25 protein-coding genes and 1 pseudogene are annotated in these 25,962 nt (G+C 68.8%); 15 read left to right on the top strand and 11 right to left on the bottom strand.

Features of this window, described 5'->3' with window-relative positions; genetic code table 11:
* Window positions 1–4: 4 nt before the first annotated feature.
* From icmF to AB0B61_RS02470, 3 genes are all read right to left on the bottom strand, one after another.
* Window positions 5–3,316, bottom strand: coding sequence for a fused isobutyryl-CoA mutase/GTPase IcmF (gene icmF, locus AB0B61_RS02480; RefSeq protein WP_358426758.1), 3,312 nt, complete (start codon window positions 3,314–3,316; stop codon window positions 5–7).
* Between the two features lie 140 nt (window positions 3,317–3,456).
* The gene (locus tag AB0B61_RS02475; protein ID WP_358426755.1) at window positions 3,457–4,341 is read right to left on the bottom strand and encodes a CHAP domain-containing protein; all 885 of its coding nucleotides are present in this window, start codon (window positions 4,339–4,341) and stop codon (window positions 3,457–3,459) included.
* A gap of 190 nt (window positions 4,342–4,531) precedes the next feature.
* On the bottom strand, window positions 4,532–5,302 hold the full coding sequence (locus tag AB0B61_RS02470; RefSeq protein WP_357646837.1) for a protein phosphatase 2C domain-containing protein: 771 nt from the start codon (window positions 5,300–5,302) through the stop codon (window positions 4,532–4,534).
* A gap of 76 nt (window positions 5,303–5,378) precedes the next feature.
* On the opposite strand from AB0B61_RS02470, the gene AB0B61_RS02465 reads away from it, so the two are divergent.
* The 5 genes from AB0B61_RS02465 (at window position 5,379) to AB0B61_RS02445 (ending at window position 12,219) form a co-directional block, all read left to right on the top strand.
* Window positions 5,379–7,127 carry an N-6 DNA methylase gene (locus AB0B61_RS02465; RefSeq protein ID WP_358426752.1) on the top strand — a complete coding sequence of 583 codons (1,749 nt, stop codon included), beginning with the start codon at window positions 5,379–5,381 and terminating at the stop codon, window positions 7,125–7,127.
* A 43-nt stretch (window positions 7,128–7,170) separates the two neighbouring features.
* A complete protein-coding gene (locus AB0B61_RS02460; protein ID WP_358426749.1) occupies window positions 7,171–8,061 on the top strand; it encodes a serine/threonine-protein kinase in 891 nt (296 codons plus the stop codon).
* An 86-nt stretch (window positions 8,062–8,147) separates the two neighbouring features.
* Window positions 8,148–11,003: a BTAD domain-containing putative transcriptional regulator gene (locus tag AB0B61_RS02455; protein WP_358426747.1), complete on the top strand. Its 2,856-nt coding sequence runs from the start codon at window positions 8,148–8,150 to the stop codon at window positions 11,001–11,003.
* 89 nt (window positions 11,004–11,092) lie between these two features.
* On the top strand, window positions 11,093–11,227 hold the full coding sequence (locus AB0B61_RS02450; RefSeq protein ID WP_358426744.1) for a hypothetical protein: 135 nt from the start codon (window positions 11,093–11,095) through the stop codon (window positions 11,225–11,227).
* A complete protein-coding gene (locus tag AB0B61_RS02445) occupies window positions 11,224–12,219 on the top strand; it encodes a LacI family DNA-binding transcriptional regulator (RefSeq protein WP_358426741.1) in 996 nt (331 codons plus the stop codon). Before AB0B61_RS02450 ends, AB0B61_RS02445 begins: the two co-directional genes overlap by 4 nt.
* A 486-nt stretch (window positions 12,220–12,705) precedes the next feature.
* On the opposite strand, the gene AB0B61_RS02440 is transcribed toward AB0B61_RS02445, so the two are convergent.
* From AB0B61_RS02440 to AB0B61_RS02425, 4 genes are all read right to left on the bottom strand, one after another.
* Window positions 12,706–12,912, bottom strand: a complete 207-nt coding sequence (locus tag AB0B61_RS02440; protein ID WP_358426738.1) for a hypothetical protein — start codon at window positions 12,910–12,912, stop codon at window positions 12,706–12,708.
* 170 nt (window positions 12,913–13,082) lie between these two features.
* Window positions 13,083–14,264 carry a helix-turn-helix transcriptional regulator gene (locus tag AB0B61_RS02435; protein ID WP_358426735.1) on the bottom strand — a complete coding sequence of 394 codons (1,182 nt, stop codon included), beginning with the start codon at window positions 14,262–14,264 and terminating at the stop codon, window positions 13,083–13,085.
* A gap of 69 nt (window positions 14,265–14,333) precedes the next feature.
* Window positions 14,334–15,146, bottom strand: coding sequence for an HAD-IA family hydrolase (locus AB0B61_RS02430; protein WP_358426732.1), 813 nt, complete (start codon window positions 15,144–15,146; stop codon window positions 14,334–14,336).
* Between the two features lie 84 nt (window positions 15,147–15,230).
* Window positions 15,231–16,241 carry a helix-turn-helix domain-containing protein gene (locus tag AB0B61_RS02425; RefSeq protein ID WP_358426729.1) on the bottom strand — a complete coding sequence of 337 codons (1,011 nt, stop codon included), beginning with the start codon at window positions 16,239–16,241 and terminating at the stop codon, window positions 15,231–15,233.
* Window positions 16,242–16,382: 141 nt separating this feature from the next.
* Between AB0B61_RS02425 and AB0B61_RS02420 the strand changes: the two genes are divergently transcribed.
* The 4 genes from AB0B61_RS02420 to AB0B61_RS02405 all read left to right on the top strand — a co-directional run bounded on the left by AB0B61_RS02420 (window position 16,383) and on the right by AB0B61_RS02405 (window position 18,564).
* Complete coding sequence (locus tag AB0B61_RS02420; RefSeq protein ID WP_358177899.1) at window positions 16,383–16,724, top strand: glyoxalase; 342 nt, start codon at window positions 16,383–16,385, stop codon at window positions 16,722–16,724.
* A gap of 104 nt (window positions 16,725–16,828) precedes the next feature.
* Window positions 16,829–17,242 (top strand): VOC family protein, encoded by a 414-nt coding sequence (locus AB0B61_RS02415; RefSeq protein WP_358426726.1) that lies wholly within the window; start codon window positions 16,829–16,831, stop codon window positions 17,240–17,242.
* Between the two features lie 123 nt (window positions 17,243–17,365).
* Entirely contained in the window at window positions 17,366–17,896 is a 531-nt protein-coding gene (locus AB0B61_RS02410) for a YdeI/OmpD-associated family protein (protein WP_358426723.1), read from the top strand.
* Entirely contained in the window at window positions 17,896–18,564 is a 669-nt protein-coding gene (locus AB0B61_RS02405; protein WP_358426720.1) for a class I SAM-dependent methyltransferase, read from the top strand. Before AB0B61_RS02410 ends, AB0B61_RS02405 begins: the two co-directional genes overlap by 1 nt.
* 20 nt (window positions 18,565–18,584) lie before the next feature.
* Here the strand turns inward: AB0B61_RS02405 and AB0B61_RS02400 are convergent, their stop codons facing one another.
* Window positions 18,585–18,938 (bottom strand): hypothetical protein, encoded by a 354-nt coding sequence (locus AB0B61_RS02400; RefSeq protein WP_358426717.1) that lies wholly within the window; start codon window positions 18,936–18,938, stop codon window positions 18,585–18,587.
* Between the two features lie 177 nt (window positions 18,939–19,115).
* Window positions 19,116–19,544 carry an IS200/IS605 family transposase gene (gene tnpA, locus AB0B61_RS02395; RefSeq protein WP_358427678.1) on the bottom strand — a complete coding sequence of 143 codons (429 nt, stop codon included), beginning with the start codon at window positions 19,542–19,544 and terminating at the stop codon, window positions 19,116–19,118.
* A gap of 724 nt (window positions 19,545–20,268) precedes the next feature.
* Here tnpA and AB0B61_RS02390 point away from each other — a divergent pair.
* The gene (locus AB0B61_RS02390) at window positions 20,269–20,511 is read left to right on the top strand and encodes a transposase (protein ID WP_358426714.1); all 243 of its coding nucleotides are present in this window, start codon (window positions 20,269–20,271) and stop codon (window positions 20,509–20,511) included.
* 43 nt (window positions 20,512–20,554) lie between these two features.
* Here the strand turns inward: AB0B61_RS02390 and AB0B61_RS02385 are convergent, their stop codons facing one another.
* Window positions 20,555–21,154: a dihydrofolate reductase family protein gene (locus AB0B61_RS02385; protein ID WP_358426711.1), complete on the bottom strand. Its 600-nt coding sequence runs from the start codon at window positions 21,152–21,154 to the stop codon at window positions 20,555–20,557.
* Between the two features lie 163 nt (window positions 21,155–21,317).
* Here AB0B61_RS02385 and sigJ point away from each other — a divergent pair, with 163 nt between their 5' ends.
* Window positions 21,318–22,214 carry an RNA polymerase sigma factor SigJ gene (gene sigJ / locus AB0B61_RS02380; protein ID WP_358426709.1) on the top strand — a complete coding sequence of 299 codons (897 nt, stop codon included), beginning with the start codon at window positions 21,318–21,320 and terminating at the stop codon, window positions 22,212–22,214.
* Window positions 22,211–23,029, top strand: coding sequence for an NAD(P)H-binding protein (locus AB0B61_RS02375; protein ID WP_358426706.1), 819 nt, complete (start codon window positions 22,211–22,213; stop codon window positions 23,027–23,029). Before sigJ ends, AB0B61_RS02375 begins: the two co-directional genes overlap by 4 nt.
* 10 nt (window positions 23,030–23,039) lie before the next feature.
* On the opposite strand, the gene AB0B61_RS02370 is transcribed toward AB0B61_RS02375, so the two are convergent.
* Window positions 23,040–23,816: a hypothetical protein gene (locus tag AB0B61_RS02370; RefSeq protein WP_358426703.1), complete on the bottom strand. Its 777-nt coding sequence runs from the start codon at window positions 23,814–23,816 to the stop codon at window positions 23,040–23,042.
* A 566-nt stretch (window positions 23,817–24,382) separates the two neighbouring features.
* On the opposite strand from AB0B61_RS02370, the gene AB0B61_RS02365 reads away from it, so the two are divergent.
* From AB0B61_RS02365 to AB0B61_RS02355, 3 genes and pseudogenes are all read left to right on the top strand, one after another.
* Window positions 24,383–24,712 carry a carboxymuconolactone decarboxylase family protein gene (locus AB0B61_RS02365; RefSeq protein ID WP_358426700.1) on the top strand — a complete coding sequence of 110 codons (330 nt, stop codon included), beginning with the start codon at window positions 24,383–24,385 and terminating at the stop codon, window positions 24,710–24,712.
* A gap of 20 nt (window positions 24,713–24,732) precedes the next feature.
* Window positions 24,733–25,389 (top strand): annotated as a pseudogene (locus AB0B61_RS02360) (aldo/keto reductase).
* A 96-nt stretch (window positions 25,390–25,485) separates the two neighbouring features.
* Window positions 25,486–25,944: a hypothetical protein gene (locus tag AB0B61_RS02355; protein WP_358426698.1), complete on the top strand. Its 459-nt coding sequence runs from the start codon at window positions 25,486–25,488 to the stop codon at window positions 25,942–25,944.
* Window positions 25,945–25,962 lie beyond the last annotated feature (18 nt).

Here is a 25,962-nt window from a genome sequence, read left to right as displayed (position 1 = left end):
CGGTTCAGACGTTGCGCCGGTACTGTCCCCCGGCCTCGAACAGCGCGTCCGTGATCTGGCCGAGTGAGCAGACGCGGGCCGCCTCCATCAACACCTCGAACGCGTTGCCGTCCGACATGGCGACGTCCCGCAACCGGGCCAGTGCTGCGGGGGCCTCGGCCCGGTTGCGGTCGTGGAAGGCGTGCAGGCGGTCGAGCTGGGACCGCTTCTCGTCCTCGGTCCCCCTGGCGAGCTCCACCTTCTTCTGGTGGGGCTCGTCGCCGCGTGGGTTGCGGAAGGTGTTGACGCCGATGATGGGCAGCGAGCCGTCGTGCTTGCGCGACTCGTACAGCATCGACTCGTCCTGGATCCTGCCCCGCTGGTAGCCGGTCTCCATGGCGCCCAGCACGCCGCCCCGGTCCGAGAGCCGCTCGAACTCCTGCAGCACCGCCTCCTCCACCAGGTCGGTGAGCTCGTCGATGATGAACGAGCCCTGGAGCGGGTTCTCGTTGCGGGCCAGGCCCCATTCGCGGTTGATGATGAGCTGGATCGCCATCGCCCGGCGTACCGAGTCGGCCGACGGCGTGGTCACGGCCTCGTCGAAGGCGTTGGTGTGCAGGCTGTTGCAGTTGTCGTAGATGGCGATCAGCGCCTGCAGCGTAGTCCGGATGTCGTTGAAGTCCATCTCCTGGGCGTGCAGGGACCGGCCCGAGGTCTGGATGTGGTACTTCAGCTTCTGCGAGCGCTCCGCCGCGCCGTACTTCTCCCGCATCGCGACCGCCCAGACGCGGCGGGCCACCCGGCCGAGCACGCTGTACTCGGGGTCCATGCCGTTGGAGAAGAAGAACGACAGGTTCGGCGCGAAGTCGTCGATCCGCATCCCCCTCGCCAGGTACGCCTCCACATAGGTGAAGCCGTTGGCCAGGGTGAAGGCGAGCTGGCTGATCGGGTTGGCCCCGGCCTCGGCGATGTGGTAGCCGGAGATCGACACCGAGTAGAAGTTGCGGACGCTGTTACGGGTGAACCACTGCTGGATGTCGGCCATCATCCGCAATGAGAACTCCGTGGAGAAGATGCAGGTGTTCTGCCCCTGGTCCTCCTTGAGAATGTCCGCCTGCACGGTCCCCCTGACGGTGGCCAGGGTCCGCGCGCGCAGCTCGCGCTCCTCCTCCTCATGCGGTCGGCGCCCGTGCTCAGCCTCGAACCGGTCGAGGGTCTGGTCGATCGCGGCGTTGAGGAAGAAGGCGAGGATCGTCGGAGCCGGGCCGTTGATCGTCATCGACACCGAGGTGCTGGGGCTCGTCAGGTCGAACCCGTCGTAGAGCACCTTCATGTCGTCGAGCGTCGCGATGGACACGCCGGACGTGCCTACCTTGCCGTAGATGTCGGGCCGCAGGTCCGGGTCGTGGCCGTACAGGGTCACCGAGTCGAACGCGGTGGACAGCCTGGTCGCGGGCTGGCCCTCGGACAGCAGCTTGAAGCGCCTGTTGGTGCGGAACGGGTCGCCCTCTCCGGCGAACATCCTGGTGGGGTCCTCGTCGTCCCGCTTGAAGGCGAACACCCCGGCGGTGAACGGGAACCGGCCCGGCAGGTTCTCGCCGCGCAGGAACCTGAGCAGCTCGCCGTGGTCGGTGTAGCGGGGCAGGGCCACGCGGGGGATGCGGTTGCCCGAGAGAGTCTCGCGCCAGAGAGGGGTGTGGATCTCCCGGTCGCGCACCTTCACGACCAGCTCGTCGGCGGAGTACTGCTCCCTGGTGACGGGCCAGTCGTCGAGCAGCGCGCGGCTCTCGTCGCTCAGCTCCCGCTCGGCCCCGGCCGCGAGCTCGGCCAGCCTGCCGTCGGTCCGGCCCGTAGTCTCGGCGCCCGTGCCGTCGGTGCCCGTACCGTCGGCGCTCGTACCGTCGGCGCTCGTACCGTCGGCGCTCGTACCACCGGCGCCATCTGCCAGGAGGGCCTGGACGGCCGTGAGCTGCTGGCGGCGGCGAGCCACCTCCGCCTGGGCGAGCGTCTCCGCGTGGTAGTCGCGGACGGTCTCGGCGATCTCGGCCAGGTAGCGGACCCGCGCCGGAGGGACGATCGCGGCGGCCACCTGGGACGTACGGCCGCGCACCGGTGCCAGCAGTCCCGGCCCGGTCCGCAGGCCCCTGTCCGCCAGCAGCGCCTTCAGGTGGTGATAGAGCGCCGTGACACCGGCGTCGTTGTAGCGGGCGGCGATCGTGCCGAACACCGGCATGTCGTCGGGCGCGACCCCGAAGGCCGCGCGGTTGCGCACCATCTGGCGGCGGACGTCGCGCAGGGCGTCCTCGGCGCCGCGCCGCTCGTACTTGTTGATCACGACGGCCTCGGCGAAGTCGAGCATGTCGATCTTCTCCAGCTGGGACGCCGCGCCGAACTCCGGGGTCATCACATAGATGGGCACGTCCACGTGCGGCACGATCCCGGCGTCGCCCTGCCCGATGCCCGGGGTCTCCACGATGACCAGGTCGTACCCGGCGGCCCGGCAGGCGGCGATCACGTCGTCGAGGCAGACGGGGACCTCGTTGGCGGCGCCCCTCGTGGCCAGCGAACGGAAGTAGGTCTGCGGGCCGAGGCTGTTCATCCGAATGCGGTCGCCGAGCAGCGCTCCCCCGCCGCGCCTGCGGGTCGGGTCGATGGCGATGACGGCGACGCGCAGCTTGTCGTCGTTGTCCACCCGCAGGCGGTGGACGAGCTCGTCGGTGAGCGACGACTTCCCGGAACCGCCCGTACCGGTGATGCCGAGCACGGGAGCGCGGTTGTCGCCCGAGCCGGGACCGGCGCGCAGGCCGTCCAGGAGCTCGGCCGGGGCGCGGCCCGACTCGATCAGGGTGATCGCCCTGGCCAGGGCCGCCTGGTCGCCGGAGCCGACGGCCTCGACCGAGGGAACGCCGTCCAGCTCGACGTCGCACTCCTCGATCAGCTTGTTGATCATGCCGGGCAGGCCGTACCGCTGGCCGTCCTCCGGCGAGAAGATGCGGGTGACGCCGCGGGAGTGCAGCAGGTCGATCTCGTCCTGGACGATGACGCCGCCGCCACCGCCGTAGACCTTCACGTGCCCGGCGCCGCGCTCGCGCAGCAGATCCACCAGGTAGCTGAAGAACTCCACGTGGCCGCCCTGGTAGGAGCTGATCGCCACGCCCTGCACATCCTCCTGGACGGCGGCGGTGACGATCTCGTCCACCGATCGGTTGTGCCCGAGGTGGATGACCTCCGCCCCCTGCGACTGGAGGATCCGCCGCATGATATTGATCGCCGCGTCATGGCCGTCGAACAGCGCCGCGGCGGTCACGAAACGGACTGGGTACGCCGGAACGTGCACGCCTGATCACTCCTTTGCGAGGGGTCCTTTACAAGATACTAGGACGTCCTACTAAATCCCAAGGTTTCAGGCAGGTAGCGATCCGGCATGCGAACAGGGCCAGGTTCTGGTTCGGGGAGGTCGTCAGCGATCTGTGCTGGTCAGGGCCGCTCGTACGGGTTGCGGCGGGTGGAGGAGCGGTGGGCGGCCACGAGAGTTCTGGCCGGCTCGGGAGTCTCGTCCGGGTCGGGCGGACCACCCACCCGGACCGGCTCGGGAGGCGCCTCCGCGTAGCTGGCGGACCTCGTCTTCTTCCCGACGGTCTTCTTCTCGACGGTCTTCCCGACGGTCTTCTTCTCGACGGTCTTCCGGACGGTCTTCTTCTCGATGGCCTTCCCGACGGTCTTCTTCTCGACGACGGCGGCCCGCATCTCCGACTTGGTGTGGCTGCCGCGGCGGCGGCCCGCGAGGCGGAAGGAGACCGCGACCGTGGTGAGCACCATCACGATGAGCAGGGCCAGCGGGGAGCCCAGGACGTCCAGCGGCGATCCCTGCGACACCGGCTGCGGCTGGCGGGCCAGCGGCTGCTCGGTGGTCCGGATCTCGTTCAGCGTGGCATTGGCCTTCACCAGGCGGGGTAAGCCGTAGCCGACGACCTTGTCCGTGTCACGGAACTTGCGCTTGAGCCAGACGTGGTCGACGTTGGCCTCGATCGTGTGGATCTTCTTGCCGTCGACCCGCTCGACGATGCCGACGTGGTCGATGCCCTTGTAGCTCTTGCCACCGCCCCAGTCGTAGAAGACCAGGGCTCCGGGCTCGGGCTGCTGGGACCAGGCGCGCTGCTTCATGAACCAGGACGCGTGCGAGGGGGTCCAGGCGAACTGGCCGACGTAGTCACCGATTCCGGCCTTGTCGGCCGCCCAGGCGATGAACATGTCACACCACGGCGCGTCCCGGTATTGCGGGTCCTTGACGCGATCCGCGTACCACTGTCCGAACTTGGTGAGCTGGCCGCCCTTCTCGCGGTAGCCGACTTCCCCGCGCACCTCTTTCAGCAGATTCTCCGCGATCGGGTCCAGAGCCCACTCCTCCCAGAAAAACCGGCAGATCAGGATGGACTGTAATAGCGAGATCCCTTGCGCGCGCCGAACAACGGCAAAGTGTCAACCTATGAGGCGAAATTTCGGTTATGGGGCTGGTGGGACTCCTGAGACTCCGTAGCAGGCGTGATCGACCTCAGGCTCCCGCGCCCACCCGGAAGATCTGCTCGTCGCCCGCGCCCGGCGCCACCACGTCGGCGACGATCACGGTCACGTTGTCGGGTGAGCCGCCCTCGTTGGCCAGGTCGATGAGCCGCTGGACGGCCGCCGCCGGGTCTGTCACCGTGGTCAGCACCTCGTGCAGGACCTCGGGCCCGAGCACGGTCGTCAGCCCGTCCGAACAGAGGAGATAGCGATCATCCGGCTCGGCCTCGCGCAGCGCCATGTCGGGCTCCGCCCTGCCCTCGCTGCCCAGCACGCGCAGCACCATCGACCGGCGCGGGTGCACGGCCGCTTGATCCTCTGTTATCCGTCCTTCGTCCACCATGGACTGCACAAGTGTGTGATCCTTGGTCATCTGGTAGAGAGCACCGTCGCGCAGCAGGTATCCGCGGGAGTCACCAAGATGAGCAAGGGCGAACCGGTAACCGTCCCACAGCATGGCGGTCACGGTGGTCCCCATCCCCCTGCGCGCCGGGTCGATGTCGGCCAGCTCCACCAGCCTGCGGGCCGCCTCGTGCACGGCGCCCTCCAGACCTGCCTCCAGGTCCGAGCCCGTCTCGGGAAGCGTGGCATCCATTTCGCGCATGACCGCGATCGCGGCCGAGCTGGCCAGCTCGCCGGCCGCGTGTCCGCCCATCCCGTCGGCCACCACGAGCAATCGGCCACTCGCGTAGCCGGAATCCTCGTTCTGCTCCCTGCGGCGGCCCACGTCTGATCCGGCGGCATAGCGGATGTTGTGCTTCATACCCAGCAGTAAATCATTGGTTGAAAGACTTCACAAGCAGATGCACTGAAGACTCTTGTGAACTACTGTGGGCTCCATGACCCACGACCCGACCGTGAACGCCGGGGACATAGCCCGGCTCGCCGGTGTCGGGCGGGCCGCGGTGAGCAACTGGCGCCGCCGCCACGACGACTTCCCTCTGCCCATCGGCGGCACCGCCAATCAGCCGTTGTTCTCGCTGCGCCAGGTCGAGTCATGGTTGCGGCGCTATGGGAAGTCCTACCAGGTCTCGCTGGGTGATCGCGTGTGGCAACGCCTGAAAGCGGCCGGCGATTTGCGGCTGGGCGAGTTGGTCGCGCAGGCTGGCGTGCTGCTGACCACGGGCGAGAGCAAGCTGGAGCCCGAGCTGGCCGATCTGGTGACTGAGCTGGCCGAACAGCACGATCCGCTCACCGCCTACGAATTCCTCTGCGAGCGCTACCTGGAGGCGCATTCCAGGCAGCTGTCCGTCACGCGTGACGACGTGGCCGAGCTGATGGTCGGCCTGGTCCGCACCGACGACGCGACGATCCTCGACCCCGCCTGCGGCGTCGGCACGCTCCTGCTCAACTCCGGGGCGGTCAAGGTGCTCGGCCAGGACCTCAGCGAGACCTCGGCGGTCATCACCGCCGCGCGGCTGCGGCTGCGCGGCGCCGAGGCGGCGGTCGTGCCCGGCGACTCGATGCGCCACGACGGCTTCGCCGGTGTGAAGGCCGACGCGGTCGTCTGCGACCCGCCGTTCAACGAGCGCGCCTGGGGCTACGAGGAGCTGACCGGCGACCCCCGTTGGGAGTACGGCCTGCCGCCCCGTGGCGAGCCTGAGCTGGCCTGGGTCCAGCACTGCCTCACCCACGTCAGGCCCGGCGGCATGGTGGCCGTGCTGATGCCCCCGGCCGCGGCCAGCCGTAAGGCGGGGCGGCGGATCCGGGCCAACCTGCTGCGCGCCGGCGCCCTGCGGGCCGTGATCGCGCTGACGGGCTCTGACCTGTGGCTGCTGCGCCGCCCGGCCGCGGGCGAGCGCCCGCCCTCCGACGTGCTGATCGTCGACGCCACGGCCGACCTGTCCATCGTCGATCCCGCGTGGCGGGCCTACCTCGACGAGCGCTCCGACCAGACCGTACGCATCATCGACCTGCTGGCCGACGAGGTGGACATGACCCCGGCCCGCCACCAGCGCCGCGACGACCTCGGCCGGGCGTTCACCGAGGCACGCGACCGGTTCCTGGCCGCGGCGGCCACCCCGCCCGATCTCAAGGTGCTCGACGAGCCGCTCGACCAGCCCGTCACCACGGTCGGCGACCTGATCAAGGAGGGTCTGCTGACCACGCTGCAGGCGCCGCCCAAGATGGCGACCGGCGGCGGCGACCTGCCGATGCTCACCGCCGACGACGTGACCAGTGGAGGCGCCGCCTCCGGCCGGGCTCCGGCGCAGCAGGGGCTCGTCCCGATCCAGCCGGGCGACGTGGTGGCGTCCTACTCCAGCGTGCGGGTGATGACCGAGGGCGGCTGCGTGCTCGGCCCGCATCTGACGCTCTACCGGGTCGACGCGCGCCGGCTCGACCCCGACTTCCTGGCCGGCCACCTGCGGGCCGCCGGCGGGCGCGCGACCACCGGCTCCAGCCGCTTCGACGTGCGCCGCACCCGCCTGCCCCGCCTCTCGCTGAAGGACCAGAAGTCCTACGGCGAAGCCTTCCGGCAGCTGGCCGTGCTCGAAGACGCCTTGCGCGAGACCTCGGCCCTCGGCCAGGCGCTGATCCGCCTAGGCCTTGACGGCCTGACCGACGGCCACCTGCGTCCGCAGTCCTGACGGTGTAGCTTTTTCCGGGAAAAGGCGGGGCTGGGAGGGGCAAATGGTCATCGGTGACCGCTATGTGCTCGACCATCTCCCGCTCGGTCAGGGCGGGATGGGTGCCGTCTACGCGGGTCACGACCGCCACCTCGATCGCCGGGTGGCGGTGAAGCTGCTGCACCTGCCGGGCGGCCCCGACGAGGAGCTCGAACGCCGCTTCATCCGCGAAGCCCGCATCCTGGCCCGGCTGGAGCATCCGGGCGCCCCGGTGCTCTACGACTTCGGCGCCCACGAACAGCGTCTCTACCAGGTGATGCAGTTCATCGAGGGCGTCACGGTGGCCGACGTGGTCAGCGAGCACGGCCCGCTGCCCGTGCCCTGGGCCGCCGCGATCGCGGCCCAGGCGTGCGCGGTCCTGTCGGCCGCCCACGCCCTGTCGATCTGCCATCGCGACCTCAAGCCGACCAACCTGATGCTCTGCCCCGACGGCAGCGTGAAGGTGCTCGACTTCGGCCTGGCCCTGCTGCGCGACGCCGACGTCACCACGTTCACCAGGATCGGCCAGATCCTCGGCACACCCGCGTACATGGCTCCCGAGCAGATCCAGCACGGGGTCGCCGAACCGCGCAGCGACCTCTACGCCCTCGGCTGCGTGCTGCACGAGATGCTGACCGGGCGGCAGCTGTTCACCGGGCCGACCGACTACGTGGTCTTCGAGAAGCAGGTCAAGGAGCGCCCGCCCGCGATTCCGGGCCTGCCGGACGCCGTGGGCGCGCTCCTGGCCGGGCTGCTGGAGAAGACGCCGGCCAACCGTCCCGCCGACGCCGACACGCTGTACGAGCGGCTGGAACCGTTCGCCGTCGGGCTGCCGATGCTGCCCGGCTTCCTGGCCAGGTCGCCGAGCCCGGGCCGGATGTACGCGCGGATGGTCGGCCGCGTCCTTAGCGGCTAGCCGAAATCCTCTGCTCGTTCATGGGAACAAATCTGTTAAGTCCCCATACAATCGCCACAAAATGGTTACAGCAGGGAGCGGAGCCCGTGGCTGATGCCATCTTCGGCGTCCTCGGTCCTGTTCGCGCACGTCACGCGACCGGGCGCCACATCCGTCTGAGCGGCAGGCAGCGCGCCGTGCTGGCCACCGTGCTGCTCAACGTCAACACGACCGTCTCCCGTGACCGCCTCATAGCCGCCGTCTGGGACGATCCGCCCCCGTCCGCCGTGGCCAACCTCCAGACGTACGTGGCCCAGTTGCGCAGGGCGCTGCAGCCGGAGGCCCGGCTGCATACCAGCGGCGCGGGCTACCTCTTCGAGGCCGCGCCCGACGAGCTCGACCTGCTCCTGTTCGAGGACGAGGTACGGCGAGCCCGGGTCGAATCCGATCCCGCCTCGGCCGCCCGGCGGCTCGAGCACGCCCTGGCCCTGTGGCGCGGCCGGCCCGCCGAGGACGCCTCGCTGGGGAACGTCATGACCCCCCGGCTGACCGAGCTGGAGGAGCGGCTGGCCGACGTCCGCGCCGACTGGGCCGACCTGCGGCTCCAGCTGGGCATGCACGATGAGGTGATCGGCGCCTTACGGGTGTTCGTGGCCGAGCAGCCGCTGCGCGAGCGGGCCTGGCAGCAGCTCATGCTGGCGCTGGCGCGCTCCGGCCGGCGGGCCGAGGCACTGGAGACCTACCGGCAGGCCCGCGAGGCGCTGGTCACCGAGCTGGGCATCGAGCCAGGACCCGAGCTGCGGCTGCTGCAGGCCGCCGTCCTGTCCGGCACCCCGTCCGCGAACAGACCGGAGCAGCGGGGCGCGATCTGCCAGCTGCCGGCCGACATCGCCGACTTCGTGGGCAGGTCCGAGGAACTGACGGCCATCACCACGCTCCTGCGCCCCGAGATCACGCCCACCGCCCTCCCGATCGTCACCGTCACGGGACCTCCGGGAGTCGGCAAGAGCACCCTGGCCGTACATGCCGCGCACCTGCTGCGCGAGGACTTCCCCGACGGCCAGCTCTACCTGCGGCTCTCCGGCGCCTCGCCGGCGCCGCAGGAGCCCGGCGCGCTGCTGGCGGAGGTGCTGCGGGCCCTGCGCGTCGAGGGCGACTCGATCCCCGACACGGTGGCCGAGCGGGCCGCGCTCTACCGGTCGCTGCTCGCCGACAAGGCCGTGCTCGTGGTGCTCGACGACGCCGCCGACGGGCTCCAGGTGGCGCCGCTGCTCCCCGGTACGCCGCGCTGCGCCGTACTGGTGACGAGCAGGGGTCCGCTCATCGCGCTGCCCGGCGCGGTCGCGGTCTCGCTGGGCGTGCCACCGGAGCGCGAGGCCCGGGAACTGCTGGAGAGCGTGGCGGGCGGCTCACGCGTACGAGACGAGCCCGACGCGGCGCGGGCCATCCTGCACGCCTGCGGGCGGCTGCCGCTGGCCGTCAGGGTCGCCGGCGCCCGGCTCGCCGCCAGACCCGCCTGGTCGCTGAAGGACCTCGCCGCACGACTGGCCGTCACCGGGGCGCCGCTCGACGAACTGGCGCTCGGCGGGCAGAACGTACGGGCCCACTTCGTGGCGAGTTACGAGGTGCTGTCCGCGCCCGCGCGCCGCGCCTTCCGCCTGCTGGGGCTGGCCGGGCTGGAGAGCGCCGCGGACTGGAGCGTGGCGGCGCTGATGGGCGTACCGCGGCGCGAGGCGGAATCCGCGGTCGAGACGCTGGCGCTGGCCGGCCTGGTCACGGCGAACGAGGTGGACGAGAGCGGCCAGCCCCGTTACCGCATGCACGACCTGCTGCGCGCCTTCGCCCGCGAGCGCGCGGAGGCGGAGGAGAGCCCGGCCGGACGGGCCACCGCGCTCCTGGGGTTCGTCGAGGAGTGCCTGGCCCGATTACGCGCGGCGGCGCTGGAGTACCCCCCGCCCATGCGGCCCTCCATGGACACCGTGCCGCCACCCGTGGAGTCCGCGCGGGTGGACGGCGGCTGGCAGCGCGCGTGGCTGCACGCCGAGCGCAAGACGCTGGCCGACGCCGTCGCGCTGGCCGAGCCCGTCACCGCCGCCGAGCTCGCCCAGCGGCTGGCGCCGTTCCTCGTGGCGCACGGCTTCTTCGCCGAGGCGATCGGCCTGCTGGAGAACGTCGCCGAACGGACCGGCGACACCCACACGACCATGCTGATCCGCCTGGTCAGGGCCGACATCCTCACCGACCGCCGCCGGACCGCGCTCGCCGAGCCCGAGCTGCGGCTGCTGATCGACTACTTCGAGGGCGCGGGCGACCGGCACGCGGTCGCGTACGCGCTGGCCACGCTGGCCATCTGCGAGCTGATCTCCGGCCGGCACGAAAGCGCTCTCACGCTCGTCACCCGCTCCTTGCCGCTCTTCGAGGCGTACGGGGACACCAACGGGCTGATCAGCGCGCTGGTCACGACCTCAGGGATCCACCTCGACCGGTCCGAGTACGACCTGGCGATAGCGACCTGCCGGCGTGGCCTGGAGCTGGCGGCCGACCCGCGCTTCGCCGACTTCGCGATCAGGTTCCGCCGCGTGCTCGGCATCGCGCACTTCGAGCTGGGCGAGGTCGAGACCGCGATCGGGCACTACGAGGCGAGCATCGAGGCCAGCCGTGAGCTGGGCTGGGGCACCGGCGAGCGGATGGCGCTGCGCAGGCTCGGCCAGGCGTACTCCGAGCTGGGCCGCTACGAGCTCGCCGCCACCACGCTCGACCGGTGCGCCGCCATGTTCGCCCGGGCGGGCGACGGCCATGGCCAGGGGATGACGTTCTACGCGCGGGGCGAGGTCAGTCTGAAGCAGAGCCGGCCTGACGAGGCGCTGCACTACTTCCAGCTCTGTCTCGACCTGGTCGAGGAGCCGATCTGGCGGGCGAGGGCGGCCGAGATGGTCGAGCGCCTGCGCCACGACCCGGCCTGAACGCGCTCCTCTCAGTGGCTCGGGCGTCCAAGGACAGTGCGCTGTGCCATCGGGACGTGATCGGCAGGTACGGGCTGTAGATTCCTTCCGTGCTCTCCCACATGGCGAACTCCCGCGCTGAGACGGCGGTGCGGCCGCGCCTGGCCGCGGTGAACGCCCGCGCCGAGACGGTGCGGCCGCGCCTGGCCGCAGTGGACGCCCGCGCCGAACTGGCGTGGCCGTGAGGCGGCCGACGCTGGAGGCGGTCGCCGCCCGCGCTGGGGTCTCGCGCGCCACCGCGTCCCGGGTGGTCAACGGGCAGACGACGGTGGCGCCGGACATCCGGGACGCCGTCCTGCGGGCCATCGACGAGCTGGGCTATCTGCCCAACCCGGCGGCGCGCAGCCTGGTCACCCAGCGCACCGACTCCGTCGCTCTGGTCGTCTCCGAACCGCCGACCAGGGTGTTCTCGGAGGACCCGCTGTTCGCCACGGCCATCCGCTCAGCCAGCGTCGAACTGGAGGCGGCCGACAAGCAGGTCGTCCTCATGCTGGCCTCCTCCCCCAAGAGCCATGCGCGAGTGGAGCGCTACATCGCGGGCGGCCACGTGGACGGCGTCATGCTCATCTCCATGCACGGCGCCGACCCCCTGCCCACCGCACTGTCCCGCCTGCGCGTCCCGGTCGTCTCGTACGGCAGACCCGCCGTACCCGTCAACATCCCGTACGTCGACAACGACAACGTCGGCGGCGCGGAGGCGGCGGTCCGCCACCTGGTCGAGGCAGGCAGACGCAGAATCGCCACGATCGCCGGCCCCCAGGACATGATCGGCGGCCAGGACCGCCTCACGGGCTACCACAACATCCTGCGCGACTCCGACCGCCGCTCCATCGTCGCGGTAGGCGACTTCACCCGGCAGTCCGGCGCGGTGGCCATGCGCCAACTGCTGGGCGACGACCCCGGCCTGGACGCCGTCTTCGTGGCGAACGACCTGATGGCTGTAGGCGCTCTACAGTCACTCCGGCTGGCCGGCCGACGAGTGCCTGACGACGTGGCGGTGGTGGGCTTCGACGACATAGAGGCCGCCAAGTACACCGAACCCCCACTGACCACCGTGCGACATCCGGTTCCTGAACAGGCGGCGGCCATGGTGCGATTGCTGCTGGGTCTGTTCACCGGCGGCTCCGCCGAACCCATCATCCTGCCCACCGAACTGGTCGTCCGCGAATCCGCCTGAAAGCAAGGACCTCCCCTATCGGGCGCTTCGCGCCTTGGGGGCTTCGGGCTGTGTTGCCGGGGCTGACGCCCCCATTTACCAGCAAGGTCCTCGCTCTTCGCTCGGGCTGTCTTCCTTGGGGGCTTCGCCATTCGGCGGGGGCCTGCCGGCCCCCGTGCCCCCCGGCGGCGAGCCTGCTTCAAGGGCAGCCTTGATTACCCATGAACCGAACGTCGGGCAATGGCAACAGATGCCTTCGAAGTGGGAAGCCTGGGCATGCTGGCGAGATTCCGAGCAGTCCAGGGAGCGCACACCGGGACGACCAGGTCGGCGGACAGATGCCGGTCCCGGCTCTTGGCCTCCGCATTGCTTATTTCCAGGCTGGTGGTTCGGCGATCCAGTGATGTTCTACGCGTGGCGGGGCGTCAAAGTCGGGCGGGCGTCACGTACGAGAATGTGGCGGTTCTTGCGACGTACCTTCCGCGCAGGAGGATCGAGACGTGCCTCCTAGGAGGACGCCCGCCGACCGCAGATTTCGCCAGCCGCCCCATTCCGGCAGACGCACATGATCACCGCTCCGTAGATGTAGCGCGGGTGACGTGCCAACAGATCGGCTTCTACGCGCTGGACGCTGCCATACACCGGAACCCCGGACGGGGCGCTCACCAGCGCCCGCGTCAGGTGTTCGACGGCGGCGTCGAACACGTTGGTCACACCGAGCGATCCCCGGTCAGCGCTCGAAACGCGCCATGCGTACAAGACGTCTGCGGTCCGGAGCACAAGTGTCTCTGACATGGAGTCGCTCCCCATCTGTGGTCACGTTTCGACACACAGATGGTGGGCCGCTGGCGGTGCCGTAAGTGACCCAGTGAGGGTCACCAGGGTCAGGTGGCATGACACCACTTGGCGAAGCTGCTGAGGCTTTCGGCGTCGGACCTCTTGAGCCTGCGCAGAATCGCGACGTCTTCGCGGACCCAGAGGTGATCGCGGGTGTGTTGGGGGGCGATTCGGCGGGCGTTCCTCAAGCTCTCGAACGCGCCGTCCGGCAGCCCGGCCCAAAGCTGGGCACGAGCCAACTCGATGTAGAAGCCGGAGCGGCGCTCGTCGGGAAGTTCCTGGGGCGGAGCCCAACCGCGGGCTACCTTTAGCGCCCGCTGGACGCGGTCGCCGCCCAGGCTGACGGCGACTGACACCTCGTGGATCCGCACAGAGGAAGGGCCGAACGCCGTGCCGGTGTACACGCCTTCGGGGACTTGGTCGCCGAGTCGACGGGCTTCGGCCAGGTGAGTGTCGGCTGCGTCAGCGACGCCGGCACGACCTGCGAGGACGGCCGCACGCATGTGCAGGGCGCCGCGTGCCACCACAGCGGGTGCACGGTCAGGTGGCGGGGCCGCGTCGATGGCGATTTCCAGCGCGTGCAAACCACGCTTATGCGTGCCAGCGGCGAAAAAGGTCTCCGTGCGAACATAGGCGATGGTGGTGTTCAGGACGTTGTCGTCGGCCTGCGGGCCGGCCCAGCGCATGAGCTCGATGAGTCTGGCGGATAGGTCGTAGGCGCCGAATTTGTAGGCGACAGCGTCAGCTGAGCGGCACGCGGAAACCAGCAGAGCGGCGATCTCGGACCGCTGGTGGCCAGGCACGGTGTGTCTGGCGCGGAGCAGTTCGGCGAGCAGGTCTGGCAGGTGGCGACTGATCTGGACGTACTGCGCGGCGAGCCGCCAGTTGACCGTGTCGCGGACGGCCGAACGGAGCAGAGGCAGGGAACGGACAGGCCCATCGTCTGGCAGATCGTAGGCGGCAATCACGGCAGAAAGGGCAGGCAGTGACTGCTGGACGCGGGAGCCGGTCTGTGCGCGGTCGGCCAGGAGGACGGCGGGATCGATGCGCATGGCTGTGGCAAGTGCTTCCAGGACACCGTCGCCGACGCCTCGTGCGCCGCGTTCGATCTTGCGGAGGGTTCCGACATGGATGTTCGCGGCATCGGCCAGTTTCTGCTGCGTCAGACGCGTGACACGTCGGTGATATGCGATGCGTCGGCCTACCGCGCCGTGAGGGTCTGCAGGCATACGGGCTCCCGTTCGAGGCGTCCACTGCAGACTGTAGTCGCACGGTGACAGATACGCTCAGCCCATGGACTACCGGGTGGCGATCGTCGTGAGTTCCATCAGCGTGGTGATCCGCCAGTCGGCCCTCGCGGCAATGGGGTGATCGGCCCATAGATGTCCCCACGGTCCGCGGCGGATGTGCGCGACCAGCAGTCCCGCCGCCTTGGCCGGGACGACGTCATCGGCCGGGTTGTCGCCGACATAGACGACCTGGCGGGGCTCAGCGTCGGCCAACTCGATGACGTGCGCGAAAAACGTCGGGGCCGGCTTCGCGACACCCCACTCCCCCGAGGTGGCGATGGCGTCGGCGGGCAGGTCGAGCGCGCGCAGCAGATCCGCGGCCCGGCTGGTCTGGTTCCCGGCGATCACGATGCGGTGGCCCGCGTCCCTCAGCATGGTCAGGGCCGGCCGGACGTCGGGGTAAAGATCAGTTTCGTCGAGATATTCGCCGCGACCAGTCGCCTCACGGGCAGCACTTTCGGCGTCCATGTCGATATCTGGGCGCAGGAGCCGGACGGCGTCGGCGTTATCGTGACCTCGGGCGACGACGGCTCCGACGAGCGCGGACAGGGTATGCCTGGGCACATCGAGCCACTCAGCCCATGCTGCCCAGTAGCGGTCATCGCAGACGATGGTCTCACCAACATCGAAGACGAAGGTCTTTATCACTGGGCGAGCATATGGGTCGTGGTACGGCTGGCCGCATTGCAGTACTGCCACGACCTTGAAGTCAAAACTCGCAATGATGTGACTGCCCCGTCCGGTCTCCAGCAGCTCGGAAACCTCCTCTAAGGTGAAACCAAGTCGCAGCGCGGCCTTGACCACTCTGAGCAGGGTGATCATCTGGGGCGTAGCCCGCCAGGGCTGCGCTCCGGTTCGGCGATCAGGCCGCGCCGCTCGTAACAGCCCCGGGTCTGGATGCGGAGGTCAGTTGCGTTCGCGGCGGAAGTCGGCGGGGGTGCGGCCGTACCAGCGGTGGAAGGCGCGGCGCAGCGCTCGCACGTCGATGTAGCCGACGCGGGCGGCGATCGTGTCGATGGTGAGTCCGGTGTCGCGGAGAAGGCGGGTGGCCTCGGCCTCGCGGACCTTCTCCACCTCCTCGCGCCAGCTGGTGCCCTCCTCGTGCAGCCTGCGCTGAAAGGTGCGGGAGCTCATGGTCATCCGCTTGGCGACCCTGTCGAGCGCCGGCGGTCCGTCGGCGAAGCTCGCGGCGATCTCGGCGTGCACCTTGTCCAGCCAGCCCAGGATCAGCCTGGCGTTGGCGACCGTATGGACGGCATGGTCACGCACGATGGCCGCCAGGGCGGGGTCGGCGCCGGGCAGCGGCGCGGTCGCGTCAGGGGCGGAGAAGGTGACCGATGAGACCGGTGCGTTGAACTGGACGTCCGTCGTGCCGTACATCTCGAGGAGATCGCCGCGCGATCTGGGTGGCTCACCGGCGACGGTGATGGCGACGGGCGTGACCGGGCGGCCCAGCGCCGTGCCGGCCTGCTGGATCAGCAGGCCCAGGACGAACTCGCCGATCAGTTCGCCGACGCGGCCGAAGGTGGAGACCGGCCGGGTGGCAACGGTGAGGCGGCCCGCCGGGTCTTGCTGGACGATGAACGCGCTGTGGGGGTCGGTGATGGCGGGAATGTGCTGTGCCGCGAGTGCGAACGCCTCGGTCAGGTCGGCCGAGGACTTGATGACGTAGTCCCAGACGTGGAACCGGCCGGGAGTCCACAGCCGTGCGACCCGGGGAGCACCCCCTGCCTCGGCGAACGCGGCGGAGGAGATCTCCCAGACGCGCGTCAGCATCTTCGTCGGCACGCGGATGCCCTCCTGGTCGAGGACACCTACTCCGGGGAGACGCTTGAGCTCCTCCTCGGAGACACCTGCGGTTCTCGCCGCTTCGAGGACAAGGCGCACCACATGGGGAGGCATGGACCCGTTTGTCACGCCTGCACCCTAGAGCAGGCGTTGGCGGATTCGGATCCGTTCGTGGCGCGTTCTGGTCTCATCGTCGGCGCACCGCGATCCATACCGTTGTTCACACCGGCGACAAGTGTTCACAACGGCGACAAGGAGAGCGGAGACATCGTGCCGACCGCGAAGATGATCATCTACCCGGTCAGTGACCTAACCAAGGCCAAAGAGGTGTTCACCCCGCTCATCGGGGTCGAGCCCTACGTGGACGAGGTCTACTACGTCGGTTACCGGACCGGCGATCAGGAGATCGGCTTGAACCCCCGCGGGCATCGGCAGGGTATGGCGGGACCGGTCTGCTACTGGCAGGTCGAGAACATCCGGCAGACCCTGCGGCGCCTCCTCGCCACCGGGGCCGTTCTGCGGCAGGACGTCACCGACGTCGGCGGCGGCCGCCTGGTGGCCACCGTTGCCGATGCCGACGGCAACGACCTCGGCCTCCTGCAGGACCAGTGAGCATCGCGCTCGCGACCAGTCTCACCGGCGAACAACCGCGCCGGGGTGACGTCCCGGGCCCTGCCTGCACATATCACCCAGCACCACATAACAAGGAGTAAGACATGAAGGCACACGTCAGCTCGATCCTTCTTGGCGTCCGGGACATGGACCGGGCCAAGCAGTTCTACACCGAGGGGCTCGGCTGGAAGATCCAGAACGACTACGGCATCTCAGTGTTCTTCGAATCAGACGGAGCCTCGCCCGTCGGCTTCTACGGCCGCAAAGGCCTGGCCGACCAGGTGGGCACGGACCAGGAAGGCAGCGGCTTCAGCGGACTGGTTCTGACCTACGTCGTCCGCAGTGAGACGCGGGTCGACGAGATCATGGCGGAGGCCGAGAAGGCCGGCGCCACGGTCCTCAAGCCCGCCGGCGCTCTGCCGTGGGGCGGGTACGGCGGCACCTTCGCCGACCCGGACGGCTACATCTGGAGTCTCGGCTACAGCGCCCAAGGAACCGACCAGCCCTACGCGGAGTAGCCGCGATCTTTGTCTCACAGCCGTCCGGGACGGCGGGGCGCGTGCCGCTGCCGTCCCGGACGGCTGTGACCCCGGGTGCGAGCAGCGGGAGCGGCGGTCGGAGCCGCCCGGGCGGGATCCGCGGTGAACCGGCAGGACGAACAGGAGAAGATCATGAAGTTTCGGGCCTACGTTGAGCCACCTGAGCCCATGCGGGGTCTAGAAGTTCCGTCCGAGGCGGTAGCAGCGCTCGGCGGGGGCATGCGGCCGCCGGTGACGATCACAGTCAACGGGCATTCCTGGAAGAGCCGGGTCGCTCTCCTGCGCGGCCGCCACTTGCTCGGCCTCAGCAACGCCAACCGGCGGGCCGCGGGTGTTGCGATCGGCGACGAGGTCGAGGTCGAACTGGAGCTCGACACCGAGCCGCGCGTTGTTGCCGAGCCAGAGGACTTCGCCCGCGCCCTGGACGAGGACCCCGTCGCCCGCGCCGCGTACGACAATCTTGCGTACAGCCACAAGCGTGAGCACGTGCGTGCGATCGAGAGCGCGAAGAAGCCCGAGACACGTCGGCGGCGTATCGAGAAGGCCATCTCCACCCTGGGGCTGAACGAGAAGCCTGAACTGGTGAAGGAACTGGGCCGCAGCCTCCCGCCGCACAGTCCTATCGTTGGCTGATGCGCACACCCCATATTGACCGCCCAGCCGATCTCGACGTGGTACGTGAGTCCTATGACCGGGTGGCCGACAACTACGCCCACATGGTGCTGACGACGGGATTCGGCGACATCCGTACCCACCCATGGCTCAAGGCGTCAATCGACGCCTTCGCCGACACCGTGCGCGAGCTCGGGCCTGTCCTCGACGTCGGCTGCGGACCCGGAACGGTGACCGCCTACCTTGCCGAACGCGGACTCGACGTGTCCGGGGTGGATCTCTCTCCCCGCATGATCGAGAACGCGCGCCGACTTCATCCGCAATGCCGCTTCAGCGTCGCCTCTGCCACCGATCTCGACCTTGATGAAGCATCCCTTGGCGGCGTGCTGGGGTGGTGGTCGCTGTTCAACCTGCCCCGTGACGTCCTTCCTCAGGTTCTCGCCCTGTTCGCGCGTGCGTTGAAGCCAGGCGGACACTTCATCACCGCGACACACGTCGGCGACGAAGAAGTGGTGCGCACCGAGGCCTACGGAGGCGTGCCCGTTCGTTGGACGACACGTAAATGGCGTCCGGAACAGCTTGTGGACCTGATCGAGCGGGCTGGACTGCACCCGGTCGCCGAACTTCGGCTCCCTGCGGATGAACAGACCGGGCCGGGTGTGGTCGTCATGGCCAAGCGACCTGGCTGAGGGTCAGGCGTCCTGCGGGTTCACCCCGACGAGACAGCCGCGTCGGCCCGCCGCTGGAGTGCGTCCAGCACGTCGATCCGCTGCTCGGGCACCCGAACCTTCAGGCCCATGGCGCCGTCGGCGATGGTGAGAGTGAAGGTGAAGAAGGAGCAGCAACCGTTCTCCCGGGCCGCCAGCTCAGCGGCCCGGGCCGCGTTCTCCGGGGTGAAGATCAGATCCAGCCGAAGCCGGGTGGGGTCCGGCCGCTGGACTGCCCGTACGACCTCGGCGAACAACGCGTCGAACTCGGCCACCCGCAGCGGCTGCTCGGCGGTGGGCAGGGCGCACGCAGAGGGGACCCACTGCTGGCCAAGGGCTATGTCCTGGTGTGTCATATCTCGACGGTAAACCTGGACCTAAGTACCGGATGCAAGCCCTGCCGCTACCGGACCATGCGGTATTTCAGCGTGGTATGTCGTGGAACCCCGGGTGTTCACGCTCGGGAGGAAGCGGCAACGTAGGGGCCTGTCAAGGGTCGAGCGGCGCAGTGGCGCCGTCTTTCGGGGAGCGGTTCAGTCTGGATGTTTCTGGTTGTCGATGTATTCCTTGAGGATCGTGAGTGGTGGGCCGCCGCAGGATGCGGCGAAGTAGGAGGGTGACCAGAGGTGCCCACCCTGCAGATGCTTGCGGACATGGGCCGGGTACTCCTTGCGCAGCAGTCGCGCCGAGACGCCCTTGAGGCTGTTCACCAGCGTCGACAGGGCCACTTTCGGCGGATAGTGAACGAGCAGGCGCACGTGGTCGGAATCTCCGCTGAACTCGACCAGCTCGGCTCCGAAGCTGTCACAGACTTCGATCATGATGTCTTCGCAGCGGGTGAGGATCTCGTCGGTGAACACGCCACGCCGATCCTTCGGCATGAAGACCAAATGCGCATGAAGGCTATATACGACACTACGGCCCCGTCTGACGTAGGGGTTCGGTTCCCATCGCGGTGACATGGACCCAATGATAAAACGTTCGAAGTGAAGATGGTGGTGCAGGTCAAGATCCTGCCGACGCCTGAGCAGGCGGCGGCGCTGGAGGCGACCCTGCGCGCTTGTAACGATGCCGCCACGTGGGTCTCCACGGTCGCCCACGAGCAACGGGTGTTCAGCAATTACGACCTGCGTAAGCATGCCTACCGGCAGATCAAGGACGAGTACGGGCTGGCGGCTCAGGCCGCGCAGCACGTCATCAAAAAGGTCGCCGACGCCTACACGACGCTGAAGTCCAACATCCGTGCGGGCAACCTGGGCGCGCCAGGCTCCCGGCGGCGCGAGCGAGCCGAGGGCAAACCCATCGCCTTCCGCCCCCAGGCGGCGCAACCGTTCGACGACCGGTGCCTGTCATGGCAGATGAACGCCCAGACGGTGTCGATCTGGACCGTGACCGGGCGCATGAAGAACATCGCGTTCACCGCCTCCGCCGATCAGCTCACGACACTGGCCGCCTACCGCAAGGGCGAATCCGACCTCGTACACCGCGACGGCATGTGGTTCCTGATCACCACCTGCGACCTCCCGGACCGGCCCGTGCGAGTCCCGGACGGATTCGTGGGCGTGGACCTGGGCATCGCCAACATCGCCACGACCAGCGACGGCATCCAGCGGGATCCGCAACCGGGTACGGCTCCGCAAGCCCCAGCGGGTCACACTGCACTCATGGAGTTTCCACCAACTCGGCGTGTTCATCGCCCACAAGGCAGCCCGCGCCCAGATCGCACTCATCTATGTGGATCCGGCTTTCACCTCACAGATGTGTTCAGTCTGCGGGCATGTGGACAAGAAGAACCGGACCAACCAGGAAACCTTCCTCTGCACGTCGTGCGGCTTCGCTGAGCACGCCGACGTCAACGCGGCCCGCAACATCGCCTCACGCGGTGCCGCGGACTGGGCAGTGAGTCACGCTGCCGACGACGCGGCCTGAACCGTCGAATCCATCGACGGCGAGGAGCTGCAAGCTCGGTCGTTTACTTTACGACCGAGAAGCTGACGTGCGTGACCAGACTGGTGCCCGACACCTCGCCGACCGGTTCAAGGTTGGTGTCCCCGACGCCGTCGAACAGCCGCTCACCCCGGCCGAGGATCACCGGCGCGACATGCAGGCGCAGCTCGTCGATCAGACCCGCCGCCAGGTATTGGTTCACCGTCAGCGCACCGCCCGCGATGGCGACGTCGCGGTCTCCGGCGGCCTCGCGGGCCTGGGCCAGAGCCGCCTCGATCCCCTCAGTGACGAAGTTGAACACCGTGCCGCCCTTCATCGGCAACGGCTCGCGCGGGTGGTGGGTGAGGACGAAGACCGGCGCGTGGTACGGCGGCTCGTCGCCCCACCAGCCGTTCCAGTCCATGTCCCAGGCGTCCCGGCCGGGGCCGAACATGTTGCGGCCCATGATGAAGGCCCCCGCCGCCGTGATGCCCTCGATCACCGCCGCATGCGCCTCGGGCTCGTCGAACATCCAGCTGTGCAGGCGCTGCTCCGCGCCCTCGCCGAGCGGGTTCTCCAGACTCTGGTTCGGTCCCGCTACGAAGCCGTCGAGGGACATCGCGATGTCACAGGTGACCTTGCTCATCTCACTACCTCCTATGTTGGGCGCTCTTTCATGAGGGAGTCGGAGCCGCCCGCCTGTTCTTCACATGGTCCGGTGAGACGCCGGTCACATTTCCCGGGATCCGGTCACACTCCTGGGTGCGCTACCGCTCTCAGTTGGTGACCCTGGAACGTGGGAGGAGCATATGGTGAGCGAGCAGGCGACCAGCGTCTTCACCGGCCATCGCGAGCTGCTGTTCTCGATCGTCTACAACATGCTGGGCAGCGTCGCCGACACCGAGGACGTGCTGCAGGAGACCTGGCTGGCCTGGGCGCCCAGGAGCGAGGCGGGCGAGGAGATCCTCAATCCGCGCGCGTACCTGGTGCGGATCGCAGTCAATCGGGCGCTGGCCCGGCAGGAGAGCATCAGCCGGCGCCGGGAGGACTATGTCGGTCCTTGGTTGCCCGAACCGCTCATCACCCAGCAGCCGGATGCCGTGGATCCGGCGGTGCGGGCCGAGTCGGTGTCGATGGCGCTGCTCGTGGTGCTGGAGACGCTCACCCCGCTGGAGCGGGCGGTGTTCGTCCTGAACGAGGTATTCGGGTACGCCCACACCGAGATCGCCGGCATCCTGAACCGCAGCCCGACGGCGATCCGCCAGCTCGCTCACCGCGCCCGCGAACATGTGCACGCCCGCCGCCCGCGTTACCAGGCCGACCCGCGGATCCGCCAGGAAGTGACGGAGCGGTTCATCGCGGCCGTGGCCGGCGGTGACCTCGACGCGCTCATGCGGGTCCTGGCGCCGGACGTGGTCATGTGGGCCGACGGCGGAGGCAAGGCACGGGCCGCCGGGCTGCGGCCGCTCCACGGGCGGGACAAGATCGCCCGCTTGATCGTCGGAAACGCGACCCTGCATCCTGTCGCGGACCTCAACATCCGCTTCCGGACCGTCAACGGCGATCCGTCGGCGCTGCTGCTGTCCGGTGACACCACGTTCGCGGTCATCGTTCTCGACCTGGTCCCCGACGGGACGCAGGTATGCGGCATCTACGCCGTGACCAACCCCGACAAACTCTCCCACCTGGAAAGAGGCACCGCATGATTCTGGTATCCGGAGCCACCGGCAACATCGGCCGTCCGCTCGTCGCCGAACTGGCCGTCAAGGGTGTGAAGGTACGCGCCCTGACCCGTACCCCCGAGACGGCCCGCTTCCCCGAGGGAGTCGAGGCCTGCGACAGCGCCAGCCCCGACTTCGACGGCGTGACCGCCCTCGTACTGAACATCTCGGGCGGCTCCGTCGCCCTGCTGGAGGGGGCCAGGACGGCTGGGGTACGGCGGGTCGTCACCGTCTCGGCCCTGGTGGTCGCCGAGGAGGAGAACCCTGAGGAGGGCAGCAACGCGGCGATCCACCGGGAGCTGGAGGCGGCGGTGGAGGCCGCCGCCCCGGAATGGACGCATCTGCGCCCCGGCGCCTTCGCCGCCAACTCCTTGCGCTGGACGCCCCAGCTCCAGGCCGGAGACGTGGTCCGCGGACCGTACGCCCAGGCCCGTACCTCGCCGATCCACGAGGCGGACATCGCCGCCGTCGCCGTACGGGCACTGCTCGGCGACGAACTGCTGGGCCAGGCGCCGACGCTGACCGGGCCGCAGGGGCTGTCCTTCGCCGAGCAGGTGGAGATCATCGGCTCGGTGGTGGGCCGGCCGCTGCGGTACGAGGAGATCAGCCCGGAGATGGCCGCGCAGGCGATGATGGCGCACGGGGTGCGCAAGGAGCAGGTCGACTCGCTGCTGAGCTATTTCGCGGACAGCATCGGGAAGCCCGTACCGATCACGGGCGAGGTGGAGCGGATCCTCGGCCGCCCCCCGCGCACCTTCGCCGAGTGGGTCGCTGACAACGCCGACGCCTTCCGGCAGTGACCCGGGCTGGTTACCTGCCCGTCTTCGTGGACCAGAGCGGCGTCCTGCCGTCGTAGAGGACGACATTGCCGTCATCCTGCACCTCGAGTCGTGCCCCGGGGTTCTTGCCGGTCTCGGAGTTCCACAACGGCGTCTTGCCCAGGTAGACGACCAGGTTGCCGTCCTTCTGCATCTGGGTGACGGCCCCGGGGTTGCCTCCAGTCTTGGAACTCCACAGGGCCCGGCGGGCGCGGTAGAGCACCAGATTGCCGTCTTCCTGCTGGACGAGCTGGTAGTCGCCGTTGCGGGAGCGGACGTACTGGTTCGGCTTGAGCGCGTAGCCCGGGGCGAGCACGCTGATCGTGGCATGGCGGTTCCACACCGGCGTCTTGCCGTCGTAGATCACCAGATTGCCGTCGTCCTGCACCGCGAGGCGGGCGCCTGGACTGTCTCCGGTGTTGGACGCCCACAGGGGCGTCCTCCCCCGGTAGACGACCAGATTGCCGTCGCTCTGCATGGCGGCGAACGCGCCGGGGCTGTCGCCGGTCTGGCTGCTCCACAGCGGCGTCTTCCCCCGGCACAGCACCAGGTTGCCGTCCTCCTGCTGCTGCAGGACGTAGGCGCCGTCGGACGAGCGTACGGAGTCGCCGGCCTTCAACGTCTGACCGGGGTTCAGCCATACGGTACGGTCGGCGCTCACCGCCGCCGTGGCGCGCTTCGCCTCCGCCCAGGCCGCTGGTGAGACCGAGGCCACCGCCATCGTGCTCGCCAGCGCCAGCGCACCGATGTACATAGACGTTCTTCTCATGTGTCCCCCTGCATGTGGATGATCAAGCGAGAAGGACGCTATCCAGACATGGTCGGCGATCGGCTCATTTCGAAATGCCTGGAACTTTTGTCACAGCGCTCCGATCACCACGGCGACCAGGATCAAAGCGACGAGGGCGGAACGGAGCGCCGCTAAGAGGACCGGGCGCTGATCACTCATGAGGGCCCTGCCAGGAGGTCATTCCGGCACGTGGACGACTAATGCACGCCATGCGTCAACCGTAGGTTGACGCAGGACATTGGTCAACCCAAGGTTGACCCGGCCAGCTTGTCGCCTGCGGCGCAGGCGTGAGGGGGGCCGTGTCATTACCCTGAAGAGCCCGCCCTGCCACATCGACGCGATCTAAGCGAAGGTAAAGGGACAAGACACCGGCGCTCCGAACCGACGCCAGCGGGACAGCAGGCGCGACCCGGATGGCGCACGTGGGCCTACGCCTCGCAGGCATCAGCACGTTCCTGCGGGGCCGGCTCGCGGCGCGAGGCTCTCCAGACCATCTGGTTACCGGCCACGCCAGTCTTTCCGCCCGCCACAGATCAGGAGCCGATATGTCGTCTGCCCAGCCGTCTCCCGCCCAGAAGCTGCTCGGCGACTTCGCGCCGAAGATGGTCCAGCTGACCGACGACGTCCTGTTCGGCGACGTCTGGAAACGCGGGGGCCTCTCCCCGCGGGACCGTAGCTTGATCACCGTCGCGGTCCTGGCCGCCACCTCGCGCCCCGACCAGCTGGCGAGCCACCTGCGCCTGGGCCTGGACAACGGGCTCACCCGGGAAGAGCTTGTCGAGGCCCTCACCCACATCGCCTTCTACGCGGGATGGCCCAGCGGCATGGGCGGCCTCACCCAGCTCAAGGCCATCGTCGAGAAGGACGAGAAGTAGCAGTTCGAAAGGTAACCGCCATGCAGTTCGTCACCCTGAACAACGGCGCCCGGATGCCGATCCTCGGCTTCGGCGTCTACCAGATCCCAGTCGAGGACACCGAACGTGCCGTCTCCGAGGCCCTGGCGGCCGGCTACCGCCTGCTGGACACTGCCGCCGCCTACGGAAACGAGGAGGCCGTCGGGCAGGCGATCAAGAGCAGCGGCATCGCACGCGAGGAGCTGTTCGTCACCACCAAGCTGTGGGTCCAGGACGGCCCCCGCCCAGGAGAACACCCGCCGCGCCTTCGAGACGTCCCTGAGCAAACTGGGCCTGGACTACCTCGACCTGTACCTGATGCACCAGCCCTTCGGCGACGTCTACGACCAGTGGCGCGCCATGGAAGCCCTCAACCGCGAGGGCCACGCCAAGGCGATCGGCGTCGCCAACTTCTACCCCGACACGGCAAGTCGGTGGCGCAGGTGGTGCTGCGCTGGCTGACCCAGCGCGGCGTCGTCGCCATCCCCAAGTCGGTGCGTGCGCAGCGGATGGCGGAGAACATCGACGTCTTCGACTTCCAGCTCACCGACGAGCAGATGGCCCAGATCGCCACCCTGGACACCGGCAGCTCGCTGTTCTTCGACCACCACGACCCCGAGATCGTCGCCTGGCTCGCCAAGCGCCGCCTGGACGCCTGAATCCGCACGTTCCGGGGCGAGCGTCGCAGTCGGTCCGCTTGCTGTCGCTTGCCCCACTCGCCTCCGCCGCCGGCTCCGTCCGCGAAGGGCCCATCTGTGACTCGACAGGACCCCACCACCGCGGCACGGCGCACCTTTCTGCGCGCCGCGCTGCTGACAGGAATCACGGCCGTGACCGTACCCCACCTCACCAGCTGCTCAGCCGCGAAGAATGACGACACCCGCAACGGCCGGCAGACATCGCCGAGCACGCCCGCGACCGGCAAGGCACGGAGCAAGGTGCTGCTCGCCTACTTCTCCCGCCCGGGTGAGAACTACTACTACGGCGGGCGCACCACGCTCAAGGTCGGCAACACCGAAGTAATGGCCGGCAAGATCGTCGTCCCCTTCACGACCCACGCCATGAGCGGCCTGGGCACCACCGCCCGGGACTACACGGCCTCCTGCCCTGGCGCGACCTTCGCCGAGGGACTGGCGGTCCAGGGTGAAGAAGTCGAGCACGCCGACGACGACATCAACGCCTGGCTACAACGCGTCGGTCTTACTGTCTCCTGAGCGAACCCTGGAGGCGAG

The sequence above is a fragment of the Nonomuraea sp. NPDC049158 genome (assembly GCF_040648335.1).
Lineage (GTDB): Bacteria > Actinomycetota > Actinomycetes > Streptosporangiales > Streptosporangiaceae > Nonomuraea.
The sequence above is the reverse complement of the archived record's forward strand: the minus strand, read 5'-3'. Positions and strand labels throughout refer to the sequence as shown.

What these genes read in the sequence shown, in the direction of transcription:
- AB0B61_RS02470 (WP_357646837.1), bottom strand. Translation starts at nt 5,302, where the DNA reads ATGAAGCACAACATCCGCTATGCCGCCGGATCAGACGTGGGCCGCCGC.
- AB0B61_RS02465 (WP_358426752.1), top strand. Translation starts at nt 5,379, where the DNA reads ATGACCCACGACCCGACCGTGAACGCCGGGGACATAGCCCGGCTCGCC.
- AB0B61_RS02460 (WP_358426749.1), top strand. Translation starts at nt 7,171, where the DNA reads ATGGTCATCGGTGACCGCTATGTGCTCGACCATCTCCCGCTCGGTCAG.
- AB0B61_RS02435 (WP_358426735.1), bottom strand. Translation starts at nt 14,264, where the DNA reads ATGCCTGCAGACCCTCACGGCGCGGTAGGCCGACGCATCGCATATCAC.
- AB0B61_RS02430 (WP_358426732.1), bottom strand. Translation starts at nt 15,146, where the DNA reads ATGATCACCCTGCTCAGAGTGGTCAAGGCCGCGCTGCGACTTGGTTTC.
- AB0B61_RS02415 (WP_358426726.1), top strand. Translation starts at nt 16,829, where the DNA reads ATGAAGGCACACGTCAGCTCGATCCTTCTTGGCGTCCGGGACATGGAC.
- AB0B61_RS02405 (WP_358426720.1), top strand. Translation starts at nt 17,896, where the DNA reads ATGCGCACACCCCATATTGACCGCCCAGCCGATCTCGACGTGGTACGT.
- AB0B61_RS02400 (WP_358426717.1), bottom strand. Translation starts at nt 18,938, where the DNA reads ATGACACACCAGGACATAGCCCTTGGCCAGCAGTGGGTCCCCTCTGCG.
- tnpA (WP_358427678.1), bottom strand. Translation starts at nt 19,544, where the DNA reads ATGTCACCGCGATGGGAACCGAACCCCTACGTCAGACGGGGCCGTAGT.
- AB0B61_RS02385 (WP_358426711.1), bottom strand. Translation starts at nt 21,154, where the DNA reads ATGAGCAAGGTCACCTGTGACATCGCGATGTCCCTCGACGGCTTCGTA.
- sigJ (WP_358426709.1), top strand. Translation starts at nt 21,318, where the DNA reads ATGGTGAGCGAGCAGGCGACCAGCGTCTTCACCGGCCATCGCGAGCTG.
- AB0B61_RS02375 (WP_358426706.1), top strand. Translation starts at nt 22,211, where the DNA reads ATGATTCTGGTATCCGGAGCCACCGGCAACATCGGCCGTCCGCTCGTC.
- AB0B61_RS02370 (WP_358426703.1), bottom strand. Translation starts at nt 23,816, where the DNA reads ATGAGAAGAACGTCTATGTACATCGGTGCGCTGGCGCTGGCGAGCACG.
- AB0B61_RS02365 (WP_358426700.1), top strand. Translation starts at nt 24,383, where the DNA reads ATGTCGTCTGCCCAGCCGTCTCCCGCCCAGAAGCTGCTCGGCGACTTC.